We start from the raw sequence: 23502 nt of genomic DNA, 5'->3' as shown, positions 1-23502 counted from the left end.
TGTTTTTTAATTAAGTCAGTATTAGCACAATATTTATGCGAGCAACAGCAAGCTGGAATTATCCAGGCATTAGCGCAGCTTAATTCCCTCATTATATTTTATGATCTAATATGCCCATCCCCAAGGATTACCCATTTATAGCTTGTTAACGCATCTAAAGACATAGGGCCACGCGCATGCAATTTTTGCGTACTAATTCCAATTTCAGCACCCATACCAAATTGTCCACCATCAGTAAAAGCTGTTGACGCATTAACATAAACAGCAGCGGCATCAATATGAGCTAGAAAATACTGCTGTGTTGCTTGCTCTTCGGCAATAATTGCTTCACTATGGCCAGAGCTATATTCCATAATATGCTTAACGGCCTGTTTCACTGAATCTACTGTTTTGATCGCCATTTTGTAAGAGAGGAACTCTTGGCCAAAGTCATCTGACGTGGCTTTATGGAGCAACTCTTTTGGATAAAATGATTTTATGGCGTCATAACTTAATTGATCTGCAAAAATTTCAACATTTTTATGGGCGAGCGGCTTTATGATTAAGGGCAAATCAGGCAATCGATCTTTATGAATTACTAATGTGTCCAGGGCGTTACAAACGCTCACTCTCCTCGTTTTGGCATTATCAATAATTAAACGGCCTTTTTCTATATCGCCACTTTGATCAAAATAAATATGAACAATTCCAGCACCTGTTTCAATAAAAGGTATTCTTGCATGTTCACGTACAAAATTGATTAATGCTTGACTGCCTCTTGGGATACACACATCGATGAGCTGATTCGCTTTCAAAAGAATATGAGTTGCCTCTCGTTCTAAAGGTAATAAATAAGCAATAGATTTGCTAATGTTGTGAGCAGTGAGTATTTGGTGAATCAATGAAACTAAAAATAAATTGGTGTGATGAGCTTCTTTACCACCCTTTAAAACACAGGCGTTACCTGTTTTAAAACATAATGTAAATGCATCAATAGTTACATTAGGACGTGATTCATAAATAATCGCTACAACCCCTAATGGAACAGACACTTTTTGGATATCTAATCCATTGGGAAGCTTTTTTTGTTCTAAGATTTTTGTTTGTGAGTAGGGTAACGAGACGACTGTTTCAATATCAGATGCTATGGTTTCAATTCGTTCTTTAGATAACAGTAAACGATCGTACTTGGGATCATCTTTACTCATTAATGCCAGATCTTTTTTATTTTCATCGATGATTTGATTTACAGAATCTCGTACTCGTTGGGCAAGTGCCAATAATATTTGGTTTCGCTGTTCTTCATTAACAAATCTTAAGCTGTAGCTTTCTTTTTTAGTTGCTTTAAGCTGGTTAGTGACTTCTTCAATCATGAGAGCACCTTAAAAAATGTGTAAATGATCATAATGAATAAACTCCGGTTTTGCGGAGTGGCCTAAATATTCATTTAATTTAATTGCATCGTATTTAGCAAGCCCAATCCCTATTTTTTCATTATTGGGAGTCAGTATTTCGATTAAGTCGCCTCGCTTAAAATCGCCAGTAAATTTTTCAATGCCTACAGGTAATATACTGATAACTCGCTTATTTTCTTTTATAATTTCCACAAGGCGAGTATTTATAGTGATTGTTCCTAATTTATTTTCACCATAAGCAATCCATCTTTTTATATTGGATCTTTTTTTAGTAGGTAAAATGGTGGTACCCAAAGATTCATCATTAATGATGCGCATAATCACCGCGTGTTGATTGATACTCGCTATGTGTGTTGTTACTCCCAGATTAGACATTCTGCGAGCTGTCCCAAGCTTGCTAATCATCCCACCTCTGCCATGAAGACTTTTTACCGTAGAGACTTCAGGCCAATCATTTTTGGGATGGATCATGGCAATAAGTTCTGAGTCGGCTTCATTGGGGTGTTTGGTGTAGACCCCTTCCACGTTACTCAAAATGATGAGTTTATCCGCATTAATCATTGCGGCTATAAGACCTGATAATTCGTCGTTATCAGTAAACATCAATTCTGCAATCGCAACGCTATCATTCTCATTGATAATGGGTACAATATTCTTATGCTCTAAAATTTCACGGAGTAATCTTGAAATATTCAAATAGTGCTGTCTCGTTTGAAAATCTTGCTTAGTAAGCAACAGTTGTGAGGCAAGCATATTATATTTTTTGAACATCGAAGCATAAATATGCATCAGCTCATATTGGCCCAATGATGCTAAAACTTGTTTTTCTCCTATTGAACTCCCGTACTGGCGATCAAAAAATTGACGTGCAACTTTTCGACCCGAAGCAACCGCCCCTGAACTTACCAATATCACTTGATGGCCGCTTTTTTGGAGTGTGACGATCTGTTCCACTAAATGGAGCATAATAGGCTCAAATGGAGTGCCATCACTTGATAAAATACTTTGGGTTCCGACTTTGATAACTATTTTCATTGTTGACTCATTAATATAGCTTTCCCAATTGATTGGGTTACTCTTTCATGGCTTTTAAGAATCGATCATTCTAATTCTTAAAACATAATACTTAATTTACAGTGCTATTGCTCTTGGCAATTATAAAAAAATGGAAACAAATATAAAAAATAGTCTATAAAAGAAATAAGGGGTTATTAAAAAAAATAATATGATGAATCTTAATAAGAAAAAAAGTATTTTTGCAGGATTATACGGGAATACTTTGGAATGGTTTGATTTTCTTCTCTATGCTAATTTTACTCCCTTATTTGCTGAGTTATTCTTTCCCTCTAAGATGTACTTTGTTTCTCTCCTTCTTACGTTTGGTGTGTTTGCCGTAGGTTTTTTTATGCGTCCCTTGGGTGGGGTGTTATTAGGACATTATGCGGATCATGTTGGAAGAAGAAAAACTTTAATTTTTTCAATGTCTATTATGACTTTTTCTACAGCGTGTATTGCGTTAATCCCTGGTTTTAATACTTTAGGCATCGCGTCACCTATGTTATTTGTTTTTTTTAGGTTAATTCAAGGAATTGCTGTCGGTGGAGAGCTTCCTGGCTCAACCACTTTTCTTATTGAGCATATGGCGGATCATCGACGTGGATTTGCAGGAAGTTTAGTATTAAGCACCGCTTTTCTAGGCATTTTTTTAGGCTCGTTAACTGCTTCTTTTCTTAGTGTTTTATTGCCCGATGATGCTCTTAGAGACTGGGGATGGCGTTTGGCTTATTTGATAGGTGCTCTACTCGGAGTCATAGGAATTTATTTGCGGGTGACCAGTGTGGAACCCAGCACTTTTTTGCATACGAAGCATACTACAGAACTTCCTGTGAAAATTATTTTTTCTGCACACCGCCGCAAATTACTGTTGGCTATTATTTTTACAAGTATAATGGCTATCAGTAATTATTTACTTATTGCTTATATAACAAGTTTTCTTGTCAAATCAGAGGGATTTATATTAAAAGATGCCCTGGTTGTTAACTTTATTGCTTTATTCGTTTTGACGGTGTTAATCCCTTTGATGGGATTATTATCCGATTTCTTTGGTAGGAAACCAATTTTTTTGTGTGGTGCTTTTGGCATTTTAATTTTTATTTACCCTATATTTATTCTTTTTTTCAGTGGTGTTTGGTGGCATGTGCTTGCAGGAGAAATATTGTTAGCCATAATGCTTGCCCCTTTGAATGCTACAGTGCCTACTATCCTGGCAGAAATGTTTCCTACGGCTATTCGAGCCAGTGGCGTATCTATTGGCTACAATATAGGCCAGGCATTTTTTGGTGGGACAATACCTGTAGTCGCCCTGGCTTTAGTTGAGTTAACGGGTAATAAATATGCCCCAGCGTTCTATATTTTATTTTGGGCCATTATCGCGATTATTGCTGCTCGCTATGCGCAAGAGACTTATCTTAATAAATTAGGGTAAGATCAAGAGCTCGGCCCATTTAATTTTTATTATTTATTTCTTTAGTGGTGATTCACATGTTTCTAGGGGACTAACAGCCTCTAATGGAATTCTGGAAGCATTCAGTACGCGGCAAACACAGCTGTAATGCCCGAGAATGGTTAATAACTCCATAATGAGCGCGATGCTATAACGTTCCAGTAACATGTTAAAAGTTTCATCTGTTAACGTGGCCAGATCCTCGAACTCATCGACTACTTGGCAAATAAAATTCTCTTCATTAGATAAAGAGAGAACTTTTTGTTCCGTACAGATAACATCTAATTCTTCAGAACTAATTCCTACTTTTCGGGCCAATGCTTTATGCTGGTGCAGCTCATAAGCTGAATTAGTTTTAAATCCATAACGGCAAATGGCGATTTCACGTAATCTGGGATCAAAATTTCCCTTATAGATACCCGCAACAAAATCCAACCATGGTTTGTGTGTATTTGGTGCTAAAGTAAGCAAACGATGAATATTTAAAGGAGGGAGGCTTTTTAATAAGTCTACCGTTTCTGAAGGTAACTCATCATCTTGAGGTAAAGGGATGTGTTTTGGCATATTCATTTTTTATTTTCCTTAATTCAAATATAAATCGTATCTAATTAGGCTGTATTCTGTTCTCGATAAAATATTCCAGCAGCTAACTCCTCATAAAGCCGAATAACACTGATTAATTGCTCTAATTTACTGAGCGTCAGTTGATATGCCTGTTGGTTAATTTCTATCCTGCTGTAGAGTAAATCATTGTGACTAATAAGACCTTTAGCATAGAGGTCTTGTTGCAAATTATATCTTTTCTTCAAGGCCGCTAAAGAGAGATAGTCTTCATGGTATTTGGCCATTAGTTTTTGGTTGGCGGCAATACTATTGGCAATGAGGCGTAATGCATTTTGGATGACATTATTATATTCCGCCAAACTTCTATTAAAAATGGCTTTGCTGGTGAGAATTTGTCCAAACAAGGAGGGAGACAAGTTAAATGTAGCATATACATCACCATAAGGTGCTGAATGGGTAGGATTGCTCAATGTACCATTTAAGCTTGCCATTCCCCAAAAATAATCTAACGTTAGGGCTGGAAGGAGTTGGGATTCTGTAATATTAATGCCACTACATGCGGCAAGTAGGGACGTTAAGGCTACCATTACATCCGGTCGACGTAAAATCACTTGAGTATTAATCTTGTCCAGCGGCAGCGCCTTACTGGGTAAGTTAATAAATGAGTTACTGGATTTTATTTTTCCGGGCGGCTCATTGATTAAATAATGCAGTGCATTTTCGCTGGCGATGATGTTGTTTTGTGCTTGTTTTTGTAATCCCAGGATACTTTGTAATTGGCTGGTTACAGTTAATAATTGCAAATTATTTGCGAGGCCTTGTTTTTTTGCTACTTTTAAGGAAAATAACAGTTCTTTATTGTCCTCTTCAATTTGTTTCAATAGCTCTAATTGATGATTCCAGGCAAGTAGCGAAAAATAACTGCTTATCACTTCACCAATAACCGTCAAGCGCACCCCAAGATAAAATGCTTTAGTACGTTTTAAGACAAACTCTGCTTTTTTTTGCTGAAAATAAAGCGCAACGAAATTTTGGTAATAGCTAGGGAGAACGCCATAAAATACGCCAGGGTTTCCTAAAGCAGGATCCTGGGAAAATCCCATTAAAACATTCAAGCCAGGCAACCAATTTAAGCGGATCGTTTGCAGCTCTGTCTGCGCAACACGAATTGATCGTTTGGCGATTGTCACATTATTATTGTAACGAAGTGCTTTTTGCACAAGCTGATTTAGCAGCGGATCCCTAAAATCTTCCCACCACGCTTGATAAGGAAGTCGATTTAATGCATCATTGCTTGAGGCTCTTAGATATGTAGGAATATCAATCGACGAAGGTTGTGAATTTTTTGCGCTTGGCATGCATGCTACTAGCGCACTTGTCATGACTAAAATAATTAGTGTTGCCAGGCTGCGCAATTAAATGGTTTCCATAAAAATAACATGACTGATATTAAAAAATGGTAACACAAAAGTTTCGAAAGTTAAAACCTTATACAGTTGTACTTTCCTTGGTCTTACTTGCAGTTTTATATTATTTTTTCTCTTTTTTAATCCCCTTTACTAATAATGCTTTTGTTGTTGCCAATGTTCGCCCGGTAGCTGCGATTGTCAGTGGATATATTACGGATTTATATGTGGAAAACGAACAATATGTTCATAAGGGACAACCCTTATTTACTGTTTTTCAAGAGCCTTACAAACTCACTTACAATAGGCTCATTGAAGAGGTTCATACGGCGAAGGTGGATCTTCAGAGTTTACAGCATCAATTAGAAAAAGATAAACAATTACTGATACAGTATGATCAAGAGTATAAGCGTATCCATTTAAATTATCTTCGAAATAAAGCAGTTTTAAAATCAGGAGCGATATCTGAAATTAACGTTAAAGATTTACACTATGACGATCGTGGTAGTTTCGCCAAAGTGAATATGCAAAAGCAGCAAATTAGCGTTGATGAAAAAAATATTCAGAGTCTAAAGCACAAAATCAAAGCGTTAATTTATAAAATGCGTTATGCCAAAGTTAATTTAGAGCAGACGACTGTTTATGCTCAAAGTAATGGCCGTATTCAAAATATGTATTTATCTTTGGGAGCGCCCATCGAAATTAATAAACCCATCTTTTCTTTTGTGGATACCGATAATTTTTACATACAGGCTAATTTTACAGAAATTGATTTGCGCATGGTCAAAACGGGCGCTAAAGTCTACATTCTTCCTAGAATGTATTTTGCTACAAAATTATATCATGGCACTGTAGTATCTCGAGCTTGGGCCGCTAACCGCCAAATGACAAATCCTAAGACGCAATTACAAACGGTAAGCAATGATACCAATAATTGGATCCTTTTGCCTCAGCGCTTTCCTGTACAAATTAAGATCGATGATTATGATGCCAAACATTATCCGCTCCCTATTGGAGCAACGTGTTATGTCATTATCAAAATATAATTTTCTGAAGGATTAATTTTCTTATGGAAGTGACTTCCGAAAAAACAATAATGGCCGCACGTATGGCCATTAGCATGATTATCGCTTTAATCATTACAACCTATTTTGATATTGTTGAGCCTACGTGGGTTTATATTTCTTTATTTATTGCTTTATTTGAGCAACGAACGATTGGCGCTTCATTAACTCGCTGTTCTATGCGGGCGATTGCCACGATTAGCAGTGCGATATATAGCCTTATTATTATTTTGTTTTTTCATAATGCTTATCTTATGAATATTATTGGATTTGCCGTAGGAATTTTTTTATATACTTATTTATTTTTAGGAACGAAACAAAGTTATATCGGCATTTTGGGTTGCGTCACTCTCGCTATCTGTCTGATTAATTATAATGATTTTACCTTCGTATTTATGCGACCGACTAATGTAATTATTGGGATATTAATCGGTATCTTTACATTACGGTTTTTTTTTCCAACCCGGGCTACAAAAGTGCTCCTTTTAGAGATGCAGAAATTTCTAAACGAATATGCCGGTTTATCTGCTTATCTTGCAAACATAAATGATTCAACAGCCGATCTATCCAAACATTTAATTCAGTGCGAATCAAATGTTTTAGCGCTTATTCTTCGCTTTCAAACATTAATTAATGAGGCGCAAGTGGAAATAAGCAAGGACTCTGAGTTTACTCAAGTCGCTGCGGATATTCTGCAATCATTCCGTCATATTTTTCGGTATTATGCCTCAATAATCGCATTAATCCTTTATGAGGGAGTTAAAATCAATGACAAGGATAAAGAAAGCTTTCTGTTTTTGAGTAACACATTAAATAAACTGGAAGAAAATCTTTTTACTTTAAAGCGGAGACGCAATTTACTTGCTGTTTTTGACAAGACACCGCCACAAGATGAAAATTTATTATCTTTGATGCTTAATTTACTGGTTACAGAATGCAGCTCATTGGAAATGAAGATTAATAAGTTAATCCGTATGGCTAAGGTAGTTAAATTGACGTGAGCTCGAAAATAAACGGTATAGAAATATCTTTTACGTCGTTAATTAGAACTAAATGTTAATTTTTACATTACATTTTTACATCATATGAATATTTTTCATTATAAAAGTCACTGAGGCTCTTAATGAAAACATATGCATTCTTTCTTCTCATAAAACAATTTATTATACCAGTGTGTATTATAATTAAAGTATTATAGACAGAAATTTATAACCCTAGTTAAGCTGTTAAAGGAAAGGGAGCTTAACATGACTACTCCTGTTGATATTTTGTATGTAGAAGATGATGAAGTTGATATTAAGGCAATGCAGCGTGAATTCCTGAAAATGAATAAGCCAATCAATATTGCTATTGCAAAGGATGGAGAACATGCTCTGGATATGTTGTATGGACTTAATGGGCAGCTTGAAATTAAGCCTAATGTAATATTGCTCGATCTTAATTTACCGCAAATGAATGGCATTGATTTTTTAAAAAAATTAAGAGAAGGTTTTACTTTTACCGATGTTAAAGTGTTCGTGCTTACTGGTGCTTATACGACAGAGGAAAAGCTCGCGACAAGTGATTTAAATATCTCCGGTTGTATTATCAAACCCTTGAAGTATGAAGATGCATTAAATATTTTATGGTGTGCTTCCGCAGGCGAAGACATGTCCAAGTTGCTTTTTATGCAGTAAACAGAATCCGAAGAAGTTATAACTCAAGGGAGCAATGCTTATAATTGATCCTGCGTACCGCTAAAATGCTTAAACATAAAGTGAATCAAACTATTTCAGCCAAGGTTGCCGGGTATATTTTTAGAGTGCTTTTTTAGTGCATGGAGGTTGGCTAAGGGGCCAACCTCCAAGAATCTGATTCAACGATTCTTACTGCTTAAGAGAGGCTTTCGATAAGCCCCATAAGATTTAATGGCAGATCATTTCTGCAGGTTTTCCAGGTACGGGCACACACGTTTTGTAATATTTGCCCTTATAGAAGTAGTTATAATAAATGCCATTGATGAAGTATAAATAATATGCGCCATTATAGAAGTAATTGTAATAGCGACCATTATTGTAATAAACATAATAATTATTATTATGGTAGTAATTATAATACCGGCCATTATGATAATAAACGTAATAATTATTCTTGTAATGGTAATTATAATATCTACCGTTATGGTAATAGTTGTAATTCTTTCCTTTGTAATAATAATGTCCTGGTTTTACACCTCCATGAACATTGACATTAACGTTTTTGTTCACATTCACATTATTTACATTGATATTATTGTGCTTAATCACCTTATTTTGGTAATTGTGATGTTCGTAGGGTCGCTCTACGGGCCCATTTCTATAGCGCTCAAAATGCTCTCTGTTCGCATCAGCAATAGAAGGCAAAATAAGGATCATAATGGAATAAACCCAATATGCTTGCCAATTACATTTTTTACTACTCATGATGGTACCCCTCGCAAAATAAAAACCGTTAAAAGTAGAATTTCCCAAAAGTGTTGCGTAGGAGATTCTGTAATCTATTAAGTAGAAGTTGACTCAACTATTATTCATTTTTAATTTTTAAGCAAGTTGAAAATTCAGACTTTAGCTTAAACCCCGTATTTTTTAATATACCATCAAAGACGCAATTTTTATTAATAAAATAAACAACAGGATTGTGAGTTAATTGATTTTTAATTACAATCCATGCTTTTAAATAAAGCAGATCATGTGATGAAATACAAGAAAATTAAAGCACTTATTGAGAAAGCAGGGTTTTATTATGTAGGTGAGGGAAGAGGCTTTGGCTTGGCAGAAGGAAGAAATGTTGCGTATTACCAAAAAGACAATTATGGTGTTGCAAAACAACTGCAAAGTATTTGTCTTGCAACAAACCAAGATGATGAAGAAAACATCTTACCAATTTTTTCGCTTAATGTTCCTGAAAAATTACGTGACGCTGTTTACGAAATTATGAAAGAGCCCTCAGAAGAGTTTGTACCAGCTCAGAATGCATGCATTGGATAATGCATTTAGGCGGTTTTAATCAACATAAAGGCTATATAAAATGTCAAATATAGTCCAGCAAGGAGGATGATAACCCCGGCACTGTAAATGAAGAATTTTGTCAGATGAGAGGGGTTATCAAAGCGGTATTGTCCCAGAGTAATTACTCTGAGAGTCAATTTGCCTGTTGAATAAATAAATGGATCAATAAAAAGATCAAAAATTACGTCCATAATGAGCCATCCTAAAAACCGAAATACTCCTTTTATAAAACCCGAGATTACTTCATCAAACATTTTTGTACTCGAAAAAGAATAAATTTTTGCATAACCTGTATCTTAATCACAAACTCTTGAGCACTGCTAAAATGGTATTTGTGCAGAAAATGCCCTTATAGAAATATAAGCTTCTTTGATGCTATTGCTATAGGGGCTAAATGGAGCTCTTACAGAGATTTTATCATGGATGATTCAGTTCGGGGAAAACTCCCTTTATCCAAAAGAGAAATTATTTCTTCATTCTTTAAAACCTCATCGAGCATACTATGATCTTCTTCGTCTATCCATGTTTCAAGATTTTTTAACAAGCGATCCCTCTTCCCCCATATCGCAGAAGGGCTTTTCTCTGCGGCATGGGTCATAATTTTATCGATCACCTGCTTGACTAACAAGGTAAAATCCTTATCTTCTTCACTCAATTTACTGTTGATGGTTTTAATGTGCTCGTCACAACTCCATTTTGCTTTTAATCTTTTATAGATTAAAGGAGAGATAATAACCGTATGAGAAAGAAGAAATGCTAGTGAGGCACCTAATGCAAATGGTGTAACCCCTCCTTCTTCACTTTTATTCCAGGCTAAAAAACCACCAGCCGCCGTGCATGTAACGACGAAACCTCGCTCCATTAATTCTTGGGATGAGTAGCGGTGATTGCTAAAAAATAAGTTTCCTACCCTGTTCCAATTAATCAAATAATCTGTTTTTTCATTTAAGAAGGATTTTACATTATCCAATGACAGCATATTACTTCCTCTCTGAGTAAAAGAACTTATTATCCTTGGTTTCCTTATGAATGCAATATTGTTTCTTAAGACCGACATTTTGGTTTTATGTTGAACTATCTTGCGTCATTAAATCAAAAATTTTCATAAATTAGGTTTATATTAATAATAAATTTGATAACTATCAGATTCCATATGCATTTATCTATAATTATCAAATCAGACTCGAATTAGGACTAAATGTGCCCAAAATTATTTCTCATCCTGGAAAATATGACGAAGCTGAAGCTGAAAATGTCATGTATCAGGATAAACATATGTCATTTGGCTACTTTGAAATGCAAAATTTTCCTTTTCGCTCAGCCCAGGAAGATGCATTGATATGGGAAATATTGGAACTCTCCTTTGGTGCATTAAATCCAGAAGAAATTGGCAAACGCTTATGGACAACTTATCGAACTTTAGATGAGCAAATTTTAAAAAAAGAATACACTGATGGAAGCACTGCTTCGACTACAGTATTTGATGGACGAGGTAATTTAATTACGGCAACTTTAGCGGATGCTGCATCTTTTGCGGCAATTTATGACAAAGAGGATCATCTCCTGGGAGTGGTCCGATTAAACTCAGTCACTCATAAACCTACGAATCCAGAAGAAGCGCTGAGAATTGAGCAAGCAGGGGGAACTGTTGTGGGGGACAGGGTTGATGGTGTACTTGCTATTTCACGTGCTATTGGTGATAAGTTACTCAAGCGACATGGAGTTTATTCCGAAGCAACAATTGATATTACAAGTATTAGTGATCTTGCAAAAAAATATAACTTAAGTCGCGAGACAATTGGGAAGATACAGATTATTACAACCTGCGATGGGTTTACTGATGGGGCAAATAGTGACACTAAAAGAGATCATGAGCAATTCTTATATCAATCATTGCATGAAATTATGAAATCAAATAAAAAGCAACCGGAAGTAGAAATAGCAAAAGCATTGGCATACAAGGCAAAAACAAATAATTCATACGATAATATTAGTGTTGCCATACAAACGATAACGCATAATACCCCAGCTTTTTTGCTTGGAGTTTATGATGGTCATGGGGGCGCTGAAGCATCAACTTATGTTGCTAATCATATTAGCGATGAATTTAAGAATCAGTGTATTTTAACGCCAAGTGCGTATGCAGAACAGGAACTGAGCGTTGAGAAAAATAAGTTTGTATATCAACGCGATAACTCAGAAGAAGTAAGGAATGAGAGAAAAAGACACGAATCCATGAATTAGGCCATATGAATCGATTGTTAACAGCCTAATATTTTATTGATTCACCCATTGCACAAATCGCGCTGCTTGGTCGCTCCATAATTCTGGATGTAATAAAGTAAAATGACCATACGATAAAGGTGTTCCCTTTTGTATTATCCATTGCCCCTGTTTTACGCGCTTCATTAGTTCGGATGTTTGATAAAATTCAGGTGAATCTAATGCATCATCAGTGAAGTCCAGTGCAAATATCTTTGCTTTTATGGTATGCAACAATGGTTCTGGGTTGTAATCTTTAGACGCTGACATTACATAAATTATGTTATTGGCATCTTGTTTTGTACTGTCTGACATGGCTTTATCAATGTAGTTGGTCGCATCTTTTGTATGAGCAATGGTATGTTGCATATGAGGAACACCATCAACCATCATTGCAACTAACGGCCATATTAATTTTATTCCATAAGGAGGAGTCTTATAGTTCCCGTTAAGCCACGATGGATCATTTTCGATACTGTTAATAACGATTTGTCGCCATAATAAGTTTCGCCCATCGATGGCGTGAGGTAGGGAAACAATAGGCATGACTCCATCCATAAACTCGGGATATAACTCACTCCACATCCAAGAGTGCATGCCTCCCATTGAAGTACCAACAATCATTTTTAGATGAGAGATTTTTAATTGTTCAGTAACTAGGCTATGTTGCAATGCGACCATATCATGATAATTATAATGGGGGAATGCCATGCGTAAGCCATCGCTGGGTTTGCTTGATTGTCCTTGACCTATATTATCAGGGAAAATTAAAAAGTACTTATTTGCATCAAAAGGCTTCCCTGACTCTAATAGTGTTTTTTTAAAATGCTCAAACATTTCTTTCCCACTACCACCAGTCCAGTGTAGAAAGAGAATAGCATTAGTAATTTCGCCTTGATTATTTTTTTGAGGAGTCCCTAATGTAATATAATGTATGCGCAGATTATCTAGGCTTTGACCGTTGGTAAAGTGATATTTAGCGATAATAAAATCATCTTCTTTATAATTAATAATTTTTTGATGATGAAGTGCCACTGGAACCTTATTGTCTGTTTTTCCATAGGCCTGATGCATCTGGGAAAATAAAATACAGCAGAAGAGTAGAGTTTTCATTTGTGCCATGGCGTCCACTTCTTATGTTAATTCTGGCTGTTAAAAGAAAAAAATATTACGGTCTAAGGCAAGTCGTCTTCCAGGATCCGACACCCTATGGTTTATCCCTGGGACGCCGTAAACTGAATTGTCACCAGACCCTAGTCAGTGTCTTCTTAAGCTATCATGTGAAGGTGGAGCCAGACAAGATCACTATGAAAAGATCTTCGTTAACTCGTACCACCTAGTATGAAATACTAGGTGTTTGCACATCGTTTAATAAGAAGGTCTCTTCCAGACTTTTTAGCGAGCCACGATATAATGCCAAGGTTTGCCGGCTTTTTCCTTGTTTTAGGAAAATAAACTCGTGTGAATTAATCCAAAAAGGACTCCATGCGAGCATTCCTTTGGGCGTAATTCGTATGGTTTTTCCTGATTTAAGATCAAGTGTCCATAATGCTGGAGGCGGCCCTTCCCAGGTTTTTTCATGAACTTCTTCATCCATATCTACATCCATAAGCAGTGTTTTTCCATCAGGAGAAACTTGAATTCGAGATGCGCTACTCATGCTCCCGTGAGGGATAAGGGTGTCGAGAGGCCATTTTTTTAGGAGCATGCCTTCGAGATCCATCCAATAGATTGCATCAAGATCATGATTGAAAAAAGATTTTCCATCTTGAGCCCAAGCAGGAGTGTATTTATTTTGAGTATTTTTTAGTAGGCGATAACCACTGCTGTCTGCATTGATGAGGGCCAGATACCAATTATTTTCGATAAAGGTATTGAATAATAATTTTTTACTGTCAGGAGACCATACGGGATTAAAGTTATTTTGGGAGGGTATATGTTGCAATTGGGTCACTTTGCCAGATTTCAGCGCTACTATTGCTAGATAACGATTGGATGATTGATTGTCGGCTGTATTATAGGCAATGTATTTTCCATCCGGTGAAATTTCAGGTACATATCCTGCAGTTATTTTTCTAGCCTTGCTGCCATCAAGATTAGCGGTCCAAATAAACCCGGCTCGTTCAAAAGTGATCACAGGATTGGCTTGGACAAAGACGCAATAAATTAAAGTAAGCAAGAACACATAAGTTCTCATAGAAAGTAACCTTATTTTGAAATAATTTGGAGGGATCATATGTTTCCTATAGGGCCATCTGATGGTGTTAATTGTCTCTGCTCGTTCTCTTTGGGAGCGTTTTCTGTGGATTGTAACGGTGATGGTTTTGAGCGCCAAAAGTGTGGTCTAGAGACCCCTGAGGTTATCGTATGACTTATACTCTCTACTTCTCTTTGAATGAACTGAAGCGGCCAATGCTTGGGATGAGTCTTATTGTAAAAAGCGTTATACTGACTTAAATATTGATAGCCTTCTTGTAATGCGTCCATCATCATGACAACAAGATCATGTTCATTGAATAAATTGATTTCTTCATCACTTAAATCAATTATTTTTAAACTTCTTAAAATACTTAATTCTACTTCTACTTCATTGATAAATAAGGTTGGAGTCAGGTGCGTTTTTGTCGCTGCTCGCAGTAATATTTGTGATTCCATAGCGTATTTATTGCCTATACGTAAATGTTTTCTCGGTAGCTTTTCAGGGATGCCATCTACATAAATAGAGGTGGTGTGCTCGTGCAAAAAGAAAAACAAAGCTGCTTCTACCTTATTTTTCAACAGAGAGTTTTCTTGAAGTGTTTGATCATTATAAATTTGCTCAAACAATAATCCCACTCGTGTAAATCGCTGCCAAAAATCAGATACATCCTTCTGATAATGACGCTTTAAAAAGCCAGCATGAATGAGATCATGTTTTAGCACCTCTAAGGAGCGGGTTTCTCGAGTCACTCCATCTACGCTCAGGGTTTTTACCCCGTCAAAAGAGACATGCTCCCCACAGGCAACGGCAAGAACACGAATACCGCAAAAAGGTAATTGCTCATCAACTCTAAAACTAGTCATTTGATTAATATCTTCTATTTTGACTAGCCCAGACATTGATACATGACAAATGAATTTCGAGTAATCTTGATTTTCTAACTCAGTTTTAATGCTCCAGTCACCCAGTGGATGTACTACGCCATAAACCATAGTTTTTAGCTGTTTCTTATATTCCACATCTAATTGTTCTGGCTCTATTCCTGAAATAAAAGCAGACAAGCAAAAACAGTAATAAGCATGTTCCACAAAACTCATGGTTTCTTTTAATTCCAGATTATCAAAAAAAGCATTTATGTTTTTCTGCGCATTTTGCGAACGTCCAGTGTAAGTTTCCCATTGAGTTAACGCCTGTTTTACATAGGCTAAATCATGATCGAACATTCGTCTGACACTTTTTGATGGAATTACTTCAGGACGAATATCTGGATGTTCTTCCATTAAATTTTTAAACAGCGCAACTCGCTTTTGCAGCGGGAAAGGTTTGCTCAGAGTAGGTAAATCATATTTTGATTCCATAAAAATCTCTAAATATTTAGTCAATTTCAGAATGAGCTGGTCTCTTTAATTTAATGCAAGATTAATTTGAGTGTCTCAAATTTGCTAATTTTGTTATTTATTCCAACAGTTGTCAATCACCTACGGAGTTTATCCTCAAGAGTGGAGTGAGCACAATTAATACTTGAGTTGGTTAGAGCCTCTAGAAGTGAATCGTCTATTTGATTAAACTGGTTGATGAGCTCATTACAATAGTTTAATGCATGCTCGCTAGTACATCTTAAGTGAGGATCAGAATGCATCATTGCCTGCACAAGATTAACAATAGCTTGTTCGGTTATAGTGATCTCAGATTGATGAGTTGCAATGTTTGCCTTTCCATTCTCAAAAGAAACGCTATAAATTTCCGGAAATAAATACATTGTGACAAGACCCATGGCATACAAATCTTTGCAGAAATGATCGCCAAAAGTATGAGGGTCGCTATACGCTGCAGTCCACCCAAATGATTTAGTCGATCCTCTTTTATGAGAGGTTCCAAAATCAATAAGCTTCATTGATTCCTTGTTTAAATTTAGAATAAAATTCTGGCATTTAATATCTCCATGGATGCGATAGTGTTGGTGTAAGGTATTGAGATCAGATAAGCCCGAGCTTAAACAGCGCAATCTTTTTTCCATGGGTATTTGTAATAGCTCATTGGCATCATAATGATCTAAGCTGAGTTCGCGTTGCCATTCAGAAACAATATGTGCCTTTCCTTTTTGGGAGAAATAAAATGCTTCTCTTCCTAATAAACGATGGTATTTAACTTCACGAATTGCCGCTTTTAGAGCTTTGTTCGGATCGGATTCGTTTAATTTTTTAATTCCATAAAGAGGCTCGCCGGAATCGAGAAATGGGTAACCTTTTTTGACTTTACCAAAACCACCGCGTTCATAGGAATCACTATGTTCTTTAAAAAAAGAGTGTTTGTTGTCTAATAAAAACGCAGATCGGGATGTGTTTGTTTCTTTCTTGCTTATTTTGGTTACTACGGATTCAGAAACTGGAGGTAGTTTTTCGGTAACTCTTTGCCATGCTTTTGCAAATGACTGATGATCTAACAGTTCACTTTTACAAAGTCCTGCAAGGACTCCGTAAAATCGGTGCAAATTGGCATCCGATAAAGAAAAAAGAATGTTGAACTCTTCTTGCCTCACATAAAAATGGCTTTTCTCGAATAATTCAAATAAATTAAAAACATCGGTCTTAAATAATTCCCTCTTGGTCTTTATTAACATTAAATTAAAGCATGAAGTGAGCGTGTTTTGGTCTAACAGATTGGCTGTCTTTAAATAACTAATGGCCCTATAGAGTCGGTAGCTATCAAGCTCTTTAGTGATAAGTTTATGAGTTATTTCTTGATTATCCTTTAGCAAGGATTTTTCCGATAAGATTTCTAATATTTGTCCAAATGAAAAAACATCTTGGGTACAAACATGCTCAAATGCTTGGTGGTCAAGTAGGTCATTCTCCAAAAGTAATTTGAAAACCGAATTTTTCCCTATAAAAAAAGTAAAATCTTGTTTTAAGAGTAATGTTACATGTTCCATTTTTAGATGAAAATCTTTAGCGTTCAGTAAGATGGATAGAGAGTCACAGAGAAAATGAAGGTGCTTATTTGTACTTATTCTTTGAATCAGCGCTTCATCAAGCGCAATTTTTGCACGATTTAATAATGAAATTACGGTATCAATCGAATATAGAGATTCTCGAGCCAAAAAATGTTTTAAAGAGTCATCATCGAAACAATTGGCTTTATCAAGCTCTTGAAATAACGTGGCAACTGTAGCTAATTCGTTCGCTTTGCTTGTAAGTAGGTTGAGTGCAGTGGATGTGAGGCGACTTTTACGCTCTAAAAATCTTAAAGATTTCTCAATACTCTCACAATAATGCGGTTGTTGTGCGACGAGTGTTAAAACTGTTGTAAGAATTTCTCGATTTAACCGAATTCGTTGTGATTGCAAGCCACAAAATAAGCGGTGTAAAAGAGAGCGGCCTTCAATGGAAAGAGCGTAAATAGTTGGAAAATTATTTTCATGAATCATTCCTGAACTATTTAAAACCACGTAAATATCCAATAAGTCATGTTTATCAAGCTTTTTTCTTATGGATTGCATGAGTTTTAATTGACTGTTTGTAGCAGTAATTTCAGGAATTTTTTGAAGCAGATTAAAAATATCGACCGGGGTTAATTCAAAAGCATCGTGCTTCGTAGCAAATTTTTTTAAGTATTGTCTTAGTTTTTGGGCCCTCTCATGATCACCATAAATCGGTTTACGTGCATACCATGTTTGATCGTATTCGTTTAATAGTTGCCGTAGCTCATATAACTTCATTCTGACTCCCTTTTAGAATGATTTTCTAAGACATAGTGCTCAAATAGTATCACTTGAATTGAAAAATAAGAATATGGTGCTAATTTTACTAGGGTATGAATTATCAACACACTCTAATAAATTTTAAATAAGTGGAGCTCTATGATACGTTTCAGATATTTTTTGTAAAAATGGAGTCACTTTTTGAAAATGATCATTCCAGGTGGGTATTTTAAAGGACTTTATGCGCTCTAATTGGGATACCCTCATGAAATTATCCTGCTTACTGTATGCTTCAATCATCTCCATCCATTTTAGCGTATCGAGTGGGTGAATATATTCTGGAATATCGCCAGCAATTTCCCGAAACACGGGGATGTCACTTGCAATAACCGGTGTTCCATTCGAAAGAGCTTCTATCAGTGGTAAGCCATAGCCTTCAGTAAAGGTAGGAAAAAGTAATGCTTGTGCGTGATGGAGATAAGTTATTAACTTCTGATCCGAACAAGTGTGTTCTTCAACAATAAACGGTTTTATTTGTTTGCAATGATCTAATAAATCAAGTACTTGTCCGCATCGCCAACCCCTCTTTCCAATAAGAACAAGTTTGGGTGTCGCTGAAGCAAGGTGCTCTACGAAATATCGCCAAATATGCAACAGGGGTAGGTGATTTTTTCGTCCTTCTATAGTTGAAAGCACTACAAAATAGGGTTCAGGAATAATTCGTGATTCAGGGGGAGTCTCTGGTGATAGACCTGATGCAAGAGGCGCTGCAAGAGTATGAGAAAACCGCTTTTGTGCTCCTTTATGGTAGGCGCGGAATTCATTTAATGTGCTTTGAGAGTTAGTAATAATGCCAGCCCCATGATGGATGCAGTTTTCTATAAAATGAGCATGTTTATTTATATATTTCGGAACACTATATTCTGCATAATAAAGAGGGATAAGATCGTGTACCATATACACAATAGGAATGTTTAGTTGTTTAAAGAGAGTCGAATTATAAGGCTCTTGATCAATATGTAAGTAAATACTGTTAGAGAGATCCTGATTGTTCCTTTTACACATCAAAAACTTGGTTATTATTGATTGTTTAAGGGTCTGATTACCTGCCACTACTTCAACTAAATAATCGAATAAAGCAGTCGAAGTTTTTTGTGAGTAAACACAATTAACCGCTCCAAACTTAATAAATGCCTGTGAGTTGCCCCTATAGTTTTGAATATAGGCCAACAAAACCCTATCTACTCCTATTCCGGAGTAGCGTCCTGTAATTAGGGTACCTAACATTCTTGTTATATCAAGAATCAATTTCATAAATATCTACAAGGAGTTAAAGGAGATGAGTAAGAAACGGAGAATATTTTACCCATTCGTTCCCATTCCCATTTTCATCAACTATGTTGTTATAGTAATTTCTTCTGCTAGAAATAAAATTATCTAAATCAGGTCGTTCCAGACTGTTACATACTTCGATTCGAGTATCAAATAGGCTATAAATTTTATCCCACGAGAGAGAGAGTTTGTTTAGCGGATAAAAACTTACTGCATGTCCTGCGTCGCAAGCTGATTTCATAAGATTTAATGTATGTTGAGAAGGTATTTTATTGCCAATAAACAGTAGACGTTTGCAATCACGTTTATGATATCTGGAAATCAATACACTACTGGATGTAAAGCTTGAAAAGTCGGACAAATGCATGAATGTTTGTAGCCAGTGTGCATGTTTTTTATTAAATAGAACAATATTTTTTTTATAGAGAGTACGGGCATATTTTTTTTAATGGCACTGCCTCCCTCAATATGTCCCACCACTATTCTTGGCTCGTAAAGCACTTTGAATCCTGCAAGATTTACTCTCACGCAATAGTCACAATCCTCACAGTAGGCTGGACTGTAGCGTTCATCGAAACCGCCTAGATTTTGAAATAAATGTTTGGGCGTTAATAAAAATAGCCCAGAACAGTAATCCACATGTCTTTGAAAGTTAACCTCAAAAATATCAGGTTTTTTTCCGCGACCATATTGATGAATCCCTTCTTGTGACACGAATACGCCAGCCTCTTGGAGTGAACCATTTGGAAGAATGATTTTACCGCCTATAGCACCAACGTTGCTGTCCCTGTTTAGTGTACTTAATGCAATAGCAAAAGCATCTGGATTTAATTGCCAGATGTCATTATTAAGGAACAACAAATTTTTACCTTTAGCAATTTGAGCCCCTTGGTTAGCGGCCTGCAGAAATCCAACATTTTGAGCGTTTTTAACGACCACGACATTATGACAGCAACTTAACAAGGAATGAGTTAAGTCACTTGATGAATTGTCAATAATAACAATTTCATAGGATATATTTCTTTGTTGTTGTATTAGGCGTAGGCACTCTAGAGTGAATTGTGCTTGATTGTAAAGCACCAAGATAACGGAAATATCAGGTTCAGCAGATACAATAAACTCGAGTTTTTCGTTTTTTAAAAAAAATAGTTTTAACTGCTGATGTAATTTTGAAATTAATTTTTTCTTTTTATAGAAACCTAAAAAATTCAGAGAAAGCTGGTTAATGATAAAATTTTTTTCCATAAAATTTAAGAGTCTTTCCATAGGACAAATACTTATTTTAGCAATTTTTCAAAATTATTATAAAACATTTTGGCCAAGACGAATAGAACCATGAATTCTCATTGTTTTACGCAAATAAACCAATAGAAGATTGGTTAATAATTAATATAGGATTCAAATCGATTTAAAATTGCATCCACAGGTCTTGAGGGAAGTAATTGCGACAATTTGATAAGCCAGTGTAAAGGCAATGGAAAGACAATAGATGCTTTATTCTTTAGTAACCCTTTTTGAATAATTTTTGCAGCTTTTTCGCAGGGAACTAAGAACGGTTTAAGTCCGGTAAGCCTATCCGACATATCTGTCTTTACATAACCAGGACAAATCACATTAACATGGATTTGGTATCGTATAAGCCAGGCACGCAAGGATTGGCCGTATATATGAAGAGCAGCTTTACTGGCACAGTAGCTTGGCGATTGGGGTAGGCCGCGTAATCCAGCAATGGAGCTCATCATGGCGATCTGTCCTTTTTTTCGTGCCATCATTTTGGGAATCAATGGATTTACTGTATTCATAGTCCCTTGCAAATTAATGGCAATTACTTGGCTAACATCCTCTTCCTTTTCAGGTTGCCAATTCGCTTGTAACGTTGAAGAGACTCCAGCATTAGCAATGACCAAATCAATAGGTGTTTTGCTATCGACATCGATAATGAATTCTTTTAACAAACAGGTATCCTGGACATTAATGCTTTCATAAATCGTATGAGCTCCTTGCTCCTGGCAATATTGGGCAACAGGCATCAGTTTTTTAAGATCTCTGGCAATCAGGATTAAATTTACATCTGCTGAGGCATATTGGAGTGCTAATTGCTTGCCTATACCACGACTTGCGCCTGTAATTAATATTGTCTTTTTATTCATTTTAATTAGGCTCTTTTAGACATAAATTAATGTCAGAATAGATAGTGACTGTTATGATTATATCCTTATCCATAACTGATGTTAAATTATTGTAATTATCAAAAAAATCATACACTTTAGCATTAATTATCGAGTAAGTTAACCAATTATCAAACACATCATGAACCTATAAGGAAATAGTTCTTGAAAAATAAATTGTTTCAAAGCAATCTGTACTACGCTACAAGATGACGGTTGTATAATTGTTTGTTATTATCTTACAGTATAAATAGGATGGTTATTTCTCGTGTTGTTATAAAACCGAATCATTTTATATGTTTAATTGGATTTAATCATGATAAAAGAAAAATCACGGGTTTGGCAAAAAACGTCAATGCTTCTCGGTGCGTTTTTTGCAAAATATAGTCCTTTTCCTGCAGGATTTTATACAATAAACTCTTTAATCTTAGCGACAATTGCTGTTTTTTGCTCTTATTATCATTATTACGTTATTGCCATTTTGCTTTTTCTTTTAGCGGGTATTTTTGATGTGATTGATGGTTCAGTCGCACGAGCTCGCAATAAAGCATCGAGCTTAGGAGCATTTGTGGACGGAACGATTGATCGCTTTGTCGATTTCGCAATTATTTTTTCTTATTTTTTTGTAATATTAAAGCCTTTTATTTAAGTTTGGATCAATTAATCTGCATTACCTCCTTTGTTGTGATTTTACCTTCGTTTATCGTGGCTTATGCAAATCACCGTGGGGCAGTATCTGATGATAATGAAACACTAATCTGGCGGGTTATGAATCGAGGAGAAATGCTTTTTTTCATGATAGGAATTTTGATAACCTCTTTATTTAGCTCTTATTGGGCAGGGGTTTTATTAATTCTTTTAATTTCTTTGTCAACACTCACCATAATACAAACAATTTTTTTAACGATTTATCATGCTAACAAACATAAATCAGTGTGAATTGGTATTTGTTTAAGGAGTGTGTCGGCCCTTTGGTGCGTGGGCTTACGTAAATTGTTGCAAGCAAGATGATAATACAAGACCGTTCAATTAGGATTAAGTGATGTTAGTAGTAGCTCTTTTGGTGATTAGTTATGTTCTTATAGCAACTTTTATCTTAATAATATCTAATTCGGAACAAAAAAAATTACGCCATTTTTACATCCTCATAAATTGCTTTATTATTTTATGGGAGGTTTTTCCGTTTTTAAAACCGATTGATTCATATGTTTTAAAAATTGTATACGATTGGCTTCCTTTAATGCTTTTGCCTCTATTTTATAGAGAAACAGAGATACTTACGACTGCATTGAATAAAATTCATTATGATGATCAATTCATCCATTTTGAGCGCAAATATTGTAAGTGGGTGATGAATTTTCATCATAATAATCGTGGAAATTCATTGGTGCTCTCGGAATTTCTTCATTTATGCTATTTATTTTTTTATTTATTTATATATGGCGTACCCTTATTTTTTTATCTGAGACAAGAATTTGTAGCATTCTATGAATGTCAATTTGCTATCCTATTATTACTTTTTTCATGTTATGTCACACACAGTATTATTCCAGTTTGCGGGCCTCGTAATATTTTTGAAAAAATTAAGGATCGACGCAGTCATGGTATTATCTTTAGAGCAACGCATAAATTATTACAGGATGGCTCAGCTACAGGCACAGCGTTTCCTAGTGGCCATACGGGAGTGGCCTCTGTAATCTTGTTAACTACAGGATATTTGCATACCCCACTATTTTATTACATTTTACCTTTTGGAATAGGATTGATAATTAGTACTATTTATGGAAGATTTCATTACGTCATTGATATGGTATTTGGATTTTTGTATGCATTAATTGCTTTTTTAATAGCAACATCGCTAGCATCTTATTATTAATATGTTT

At 35.7% G+C, this 23502-nt stretch carries 21 protein-coding genes; 8 read left to right on the top strand and 13 right to left on the bottom strand.

The features are described 5' to 3' along the window. Positions 1-98: 98 nt before the first annotated feature. Positions 99-1352 (bottom strand): glutamate-5-semialdehyde dehydrogenase, encoded by a 1254-nt coding sequence (locus EL220_RS16320; protein WP_027272608.1) that lies wholly within the window; start codon positions 1350-1352, stop codon positions 99-101. A gap of 9 nt (positions 1353-1361) precedes the next feature. Next, complete coding sequence (gene proB / locus EL220_RS16315) at positions 1362-2429, bottom strand: glutamate 5-kinase (protein WP_027272609.1); 1068 nt, start codon at positions 2427-2429, stop codon at positions 1362-1364. Between the two features lie 193 nt (positions 2430-2622). On the opposite strand from proB, the gene EL220_RS16310 reads away from it, so the two are divergent. Beyond that, complete coding sequence (locus EL220_RS16310) at positions 2623-3879, top strand: MFS transporter (RefSeq protein ID WP_027272610.1); 1257 nt, start codon at positions 2623-2625, stop codon at positions 3877-3879. A gap of 33 nt (positions 3880-3912) precedes the next feature. Here EL220_RS16310 and EL220_RS16305 read toward each other — a convergent pair whose 3' ends face one another. Next, positions 3913-4467, bottom strand: a complete 555-nt coding sequence (locus tag EL220_RS16305; RefSeq protein WP_027272611.1) for a carboxymuconolactone decarboxylase family protein — start codon at positions 4465-4467, stop codon at positions 3913-3915. Between the two features lie 38 nt (positions 4468-4505). After that, a complete protein-coding gene (locus EL220_RS16300) occupies positions 4506-5819 on the bottom strand; it encodes a TolC family protein (protein WP_051544815.1) in 1314 nt (437 codons plus the stop codon). Positions 5820-5917: 98 nt separating this feature from the next. Here EL220_RS16300 and EL220_RS16295 point away from each other — a divergent pair, with 98 nt between their 5' ends. From EL220_RS16295 to EL220_RS16285, 3 genes are all read left to right on the top strand, one after another. Continuing rightward, positions 5918-6913, top strand: a complete 996-nt coding sequence (locus EL220_RS16295) for an HlyD family secretion protein (protein ID WP_027272613.1) — start codon at positions 5918-5920, stop codon at positions 6911-6913. A 23-nt stretch (positions 6914-6936) separates the two neighbouring features. Beyond that, positions 6937-7932, top strand: coding sequence for an FUSC family protein (locus EL220_RS16290; protein ID WP_027272614.1), 996 nt, complete (start codon positions 6937-6939; stop codon positions 7930-7932). Between the two features lie 246 nt (positions 7933-8178). Beyond that, positions 8179-8607 (top strand): response regulator, encoded by a 429-nt coding sequence (locus tag EL220_RS16285; protein ID WP_027272615.1) that lies wholly within the window; start codon positions 8179-8181, stop codon positions 8605-8607. A gap of 228 nt (positions 8608-8835) precedes the next feature. Here EL220_RS16285 and EL220_RS16280 read toward each other — a convergent pair whose 3' ends face one another. Continuing rightward, positions 8836-9372 carry a hypothetical protein gene (locus tag EL220_RS16280; protein WP_027272616.1) on the bottom strand — a complete coding sequence of 179 codons (537 nt, stop codon included), beginning with the start codon at positions 9370-9372 and terminating at the stop codon, positions 8836-8838. Between the two features lie 270 nt (positions 9373-9642). On the opposite strand from EL220_RS16280, the gene EL220_RS16275 reads away from it, so the two are divergent. Beyond that, the gene (locus tag EL220_RS16275; protein ID WP_027272617.1) at positions 9643-9936 is read left to right on the top strand and encodes a hypothetical protein; all 294 of its coding nucleotides are present in this window, start codon (positions 9643-9645) and stop codon (positions 9934-9936) included. 424 nt (positions 9937-10360) lie between these two features. Here EL220_RS16275 and EL220_RS16265 read toward each other — a convergent pair whose 3' ends face one another. Beyond that, a complete protein-coding gene (locus EL220_RS16265; RefSeq protein WP_027272619.1) occupies positions 10361-10936 on the bottom strand; it encodes a hypothetical protein in 576 nt (191 codons plus the stop codon). A gap of 221 nt (positions 10937-11157) precedes the next feature. Between EL220_RS16265 and EL220_RS16260 the strand changes: the two genes are divergently transcribed. Next, the gene (locus EL220_RS16260) at positions 11158-12201 is read left to right on the top strand and encodes a PP2C family serine/threonine-protein phosphatase (RefSeq protein WP_232002510.1); all 1044 of its coding nucleotides are present in this window, start codon (positions 11158-11160) and stop codon (positions 12199-12201) included. A gap of 33 nt (positions 12202-12234) precedes the next feature. On the opposite strand, the gene EL220_RS16255 is transcribed toward EL220_RS16260, so the two are convergent. The 7 genes from EL220_RS16255 to EL220_RS16225 all read right to left on the bottom strand — a co-directional run bounded on the left by EL220_RS16255 (position 12235) and on the right by EL220_RS16225 (position 21601). Continuing rightward, on the bottom strand, positions 12235-13341 hold the full coding sequence (locus tag EL220_RS16255; RefSeq protein ID WP_027272621.1) for an alpha/beta fold hydrolase: 1107 nt from the start codon (positions 13339-13341) through the stop codon (positions 12235-12237). Positions 13342-13555: 214 nt separating this feature from the next. Continuing rightward, positions 13556-14416 (bottom strand): TolB-like translocation protein, encoded by an 861-nt coding sequence (locus EL220_RS16250; protein WP_027272622.1) that lies wholly within the window; start codon positions 14414-14416, stop codon positions 13556-13558. 35 nt (positions 14417-14451) lie between these two features. After that, positions 14452-15777, bottom strand: a complete 1326-nt coding sequence (locus tag EL220_RS19310) for a hypothetical protein (protein ID WP_232002509.1) — start codon at positions 15775-15777, stop codon at positions 14452-14454. A gap of 116 nt (positions 15778-15893) precedes the next feature. After that, the gene (locus tag EL220_RS16240) at positions 15894-18137 is read right to left on the bottom strand and encodes a protein kinase domain-containing protein (protein WP_027272623.1); all 2244 of its coding nucleotides are present in this window, start codon (positions 18135-18137) and stop codon (positions 15894-15896) included. Positions 18138-18260: 123 nt separating this feature from the next. Continuing rightward, entirely contained in the window at positions 18261-19433 is a 1173-nt protein-coding gene (locus EL220_RS16235) for a glycosyltransferase family 4 protein (RefSeq protein ID WP_027272624.1), read from the bottom strand. A 339-nt stretch (positions 19434-19772) separates the two neighbouring features. Further along, positions 19773-20717 carry a glycosyltransferase family 2 protein gene (locus tag EL220_RS16230; RefSeq protein ID WP_128130947.1) on the bottom strand — a complete coding sequence of 315 codons (945 nt, stop codon included), beginning with the start codon at positions 20715-20717 and terminating at the stop codon, positions 19773-19775. Positions 20718-20830: 113 nt separating this feature from the next. Beyond that, a complete protein-coding gene (locus EL220_RS16225; protein WP_035906743.1) occupies positions 20831-21601 on the bottom strand; it encodes an SDR family NAD(P)-dependent oxidoreductase in 771 nt (256 codons plus the stop codon). A 334-nt stretch (positions 21602-21935) separates the two neighbouring features. Between EL220_RS16225 and EL220_RS16220 the strand changes: the two genes are divergently transcribed. Together EL220_RS16220 and EL220_RS16215 are read left to right on the top strand one after the other, a co-directional pair. Further along, positions 21936-22268 (top strand): CDP-alcohol phosphatidyltransferase family protein, encoded by a 333-nt coding sequence (locus EL220_RS16220; protein ID WP_197720970.1) that lies wholly within the window; start codon positions 21936-21938, stop codon positions 22266-22268. A 393-nt stretch (positions 22269-22661) separates the two neighbouring features. Beyond that, positions 22662-23495, top strand: a complete 834-nt coding sequence (locus EL220_RS16215; RefSeq protein WP_027272627.1) for a phosphatase PAP2 family protein — start codon at positions 22662-22664, stop codon at positions 23493-23495. Positions 23496-23502 lie beyond the last annotated feature (7 nt).

The organism is Legionella sainthelensi (genome assembly GCF_900637685.1).
GTDB classification, from domain to species: domain Bacteria; phylum Pseudomonadota; class Gammaproteobacteria; order Legionellales; family Legionellaceae; genus Legionella; species Legionella sainthelensi.
Note: the sequence above shows the minus strand (reverse complement) of the source record. Positions and strands in the feature narration are given on the sequence as shown.

What these genes read in the sequence shown, in the direction of transcription:
- EL220_RS16285 (WP_027272615.1), top strand. Translation starts at nt 8,179, where the DNA reads ATGACTACTCCTGTTGATATTTTGTATGTAGAAGATGATGAAGTTGAT.
- EL220_RS16240 (WP_027272623.1), bottom strand. Translation starts at nt 18,137, where the DNA reads ATGAAGTTATATGAGCTACGGCAACTATTAAACGAATACGATCAAACA.
- EL220_RS16310 (WP_027272610.1), top strand. Translation starts at nt 2,623, where the DNA reads ATGAATCTTAATAAGAAAAAAAGTATTTTTGCAGGATTATACGGGAAT.
- EL220_RS16220 (WP_197720970.1), top strand. Translation starts at nt 21,936, where the DNA reads ATGATAAAAGAAAAATCACGGGTTTGGCAAAAAACGTCAATGCTTCTC.
- EL220_RS16320 (WP_027272608.1), bottom strand. Translation starts at nt 1,352, where the DNA reads ATGATTGAAGAAGTCACTAACCAGCTTAAAGCAACTAAAAAAGAAAGC.
- EL220_RS16230 (WP_128130947.1), bottom strand. Translation starts at nt 20,717, where the DNA reads ATGGAAAGACTCTTAAATTTTATGGAAAAAAATTTTATCATTAACCAG.
- EL220_RS16255 (WP_027272621.1), bottom strand. Translation starts at nt 13,341, where the DNA reads ATGGCACAAATGAAAACTCTACTCTTCTGCTGTATTTTATTTTCCCAG.
- EL220_RS16225 (WP_035906743.1), bottom strand. Translation starts at nt 21,601, where the DNA reads ATGAATAAAAAGACAATATTAATTACAGGCGCAAGTCGTGGTATAGGC.
- proB (WP_027272609.1), bottom strand. Translation starts at nt 2,429, where the DNA reads ATGAAAATAGTTATCAAAGTCGGAACCCAAAGTATTTTATCAAGTGAT.
- EL220_RS16265 (WP_027272619.1), bottom strand. Translation starts at nt 10,936, where the DNA reads ATGCTGTCATTGGATAATGTAAAATCCTTCTTAAATGAAAAAACAGAT.
- EL220_RS16290 (WP_027272614.1), top strand. Translation starts at nt 6,937, where the DNA reads ATGGAAGTGACTTCCGAAAAAACAATAATGGCCGCACGTATGGCCATT.
- EL220_RS16305 (WP_027272611.1), bottom strand. Translation starts at nt 4,467, where the DNA reads ATGAATATGCCAAAACACATCCCTTTACCTCAAGATGATGAGTTACCT.
- EL220_RS16295 (WP_027272613.1), top strand. Translation starts at nt 5,918, where the DNA reads ATGGTAACACAAAAGTTTCGAAAGTTAAAACCTTATACAGTTGTACTT.
- EL220_RS16215 (WP_027272627.1), top strand. Translation starts at nt 22,662, where the DNA reads ATGTTAGTAGTAGCTCTTTTGGTGATTAGTTATGTTCTTATAGCAACT.
- EL220_RS16300 (WP_051544815.1), bottom strand. Translation starts at nt 5,819, where the DNA reads ATGCCAAGCGCAAAAAATTCACAACCTTCGTCGATTGATATTCCTACA.
- EL220_RS19310 (WP_232002509.1), bottom strand. Translation starts at nt 15,777, where the DNA reads ATGGAATCAAAATATGATTTACCTACTCTGAGCAAACCTTTCCCGCTG.
- EL220_RS16275 (WP_027272617.1), top strand. Translation starts at nt 9,643, where the DNA reads ATGAAATACAAGAAAATTAAAGCACTTATTGAGAAAGCAGGGTTTTAT.
- EL220_RS16250 (WP_027272622.1), bottom strand. Translation starts at nt 14,416, where the DNA reads ATGAGAACTTATGTGTTCTTGCTTACTTTAATTTATTGCGTCTTTGTC.
- EL220_RS16280 (WP_027272616.1), bottom strand. Translation starts at nt 9,372, where the DNA reads ATGAGTAGTAAAAAATGTAATTGGCAAGCATATTGGGTTTATTCCATT.
- EL220_RS16235 (WP_027272624.1), bottom strand. Translation starts at nt 19,433, where the DNA reads ATGAAATTGATTCTTGATATAACAAGAATGTTAGGTACCCTAATTACA.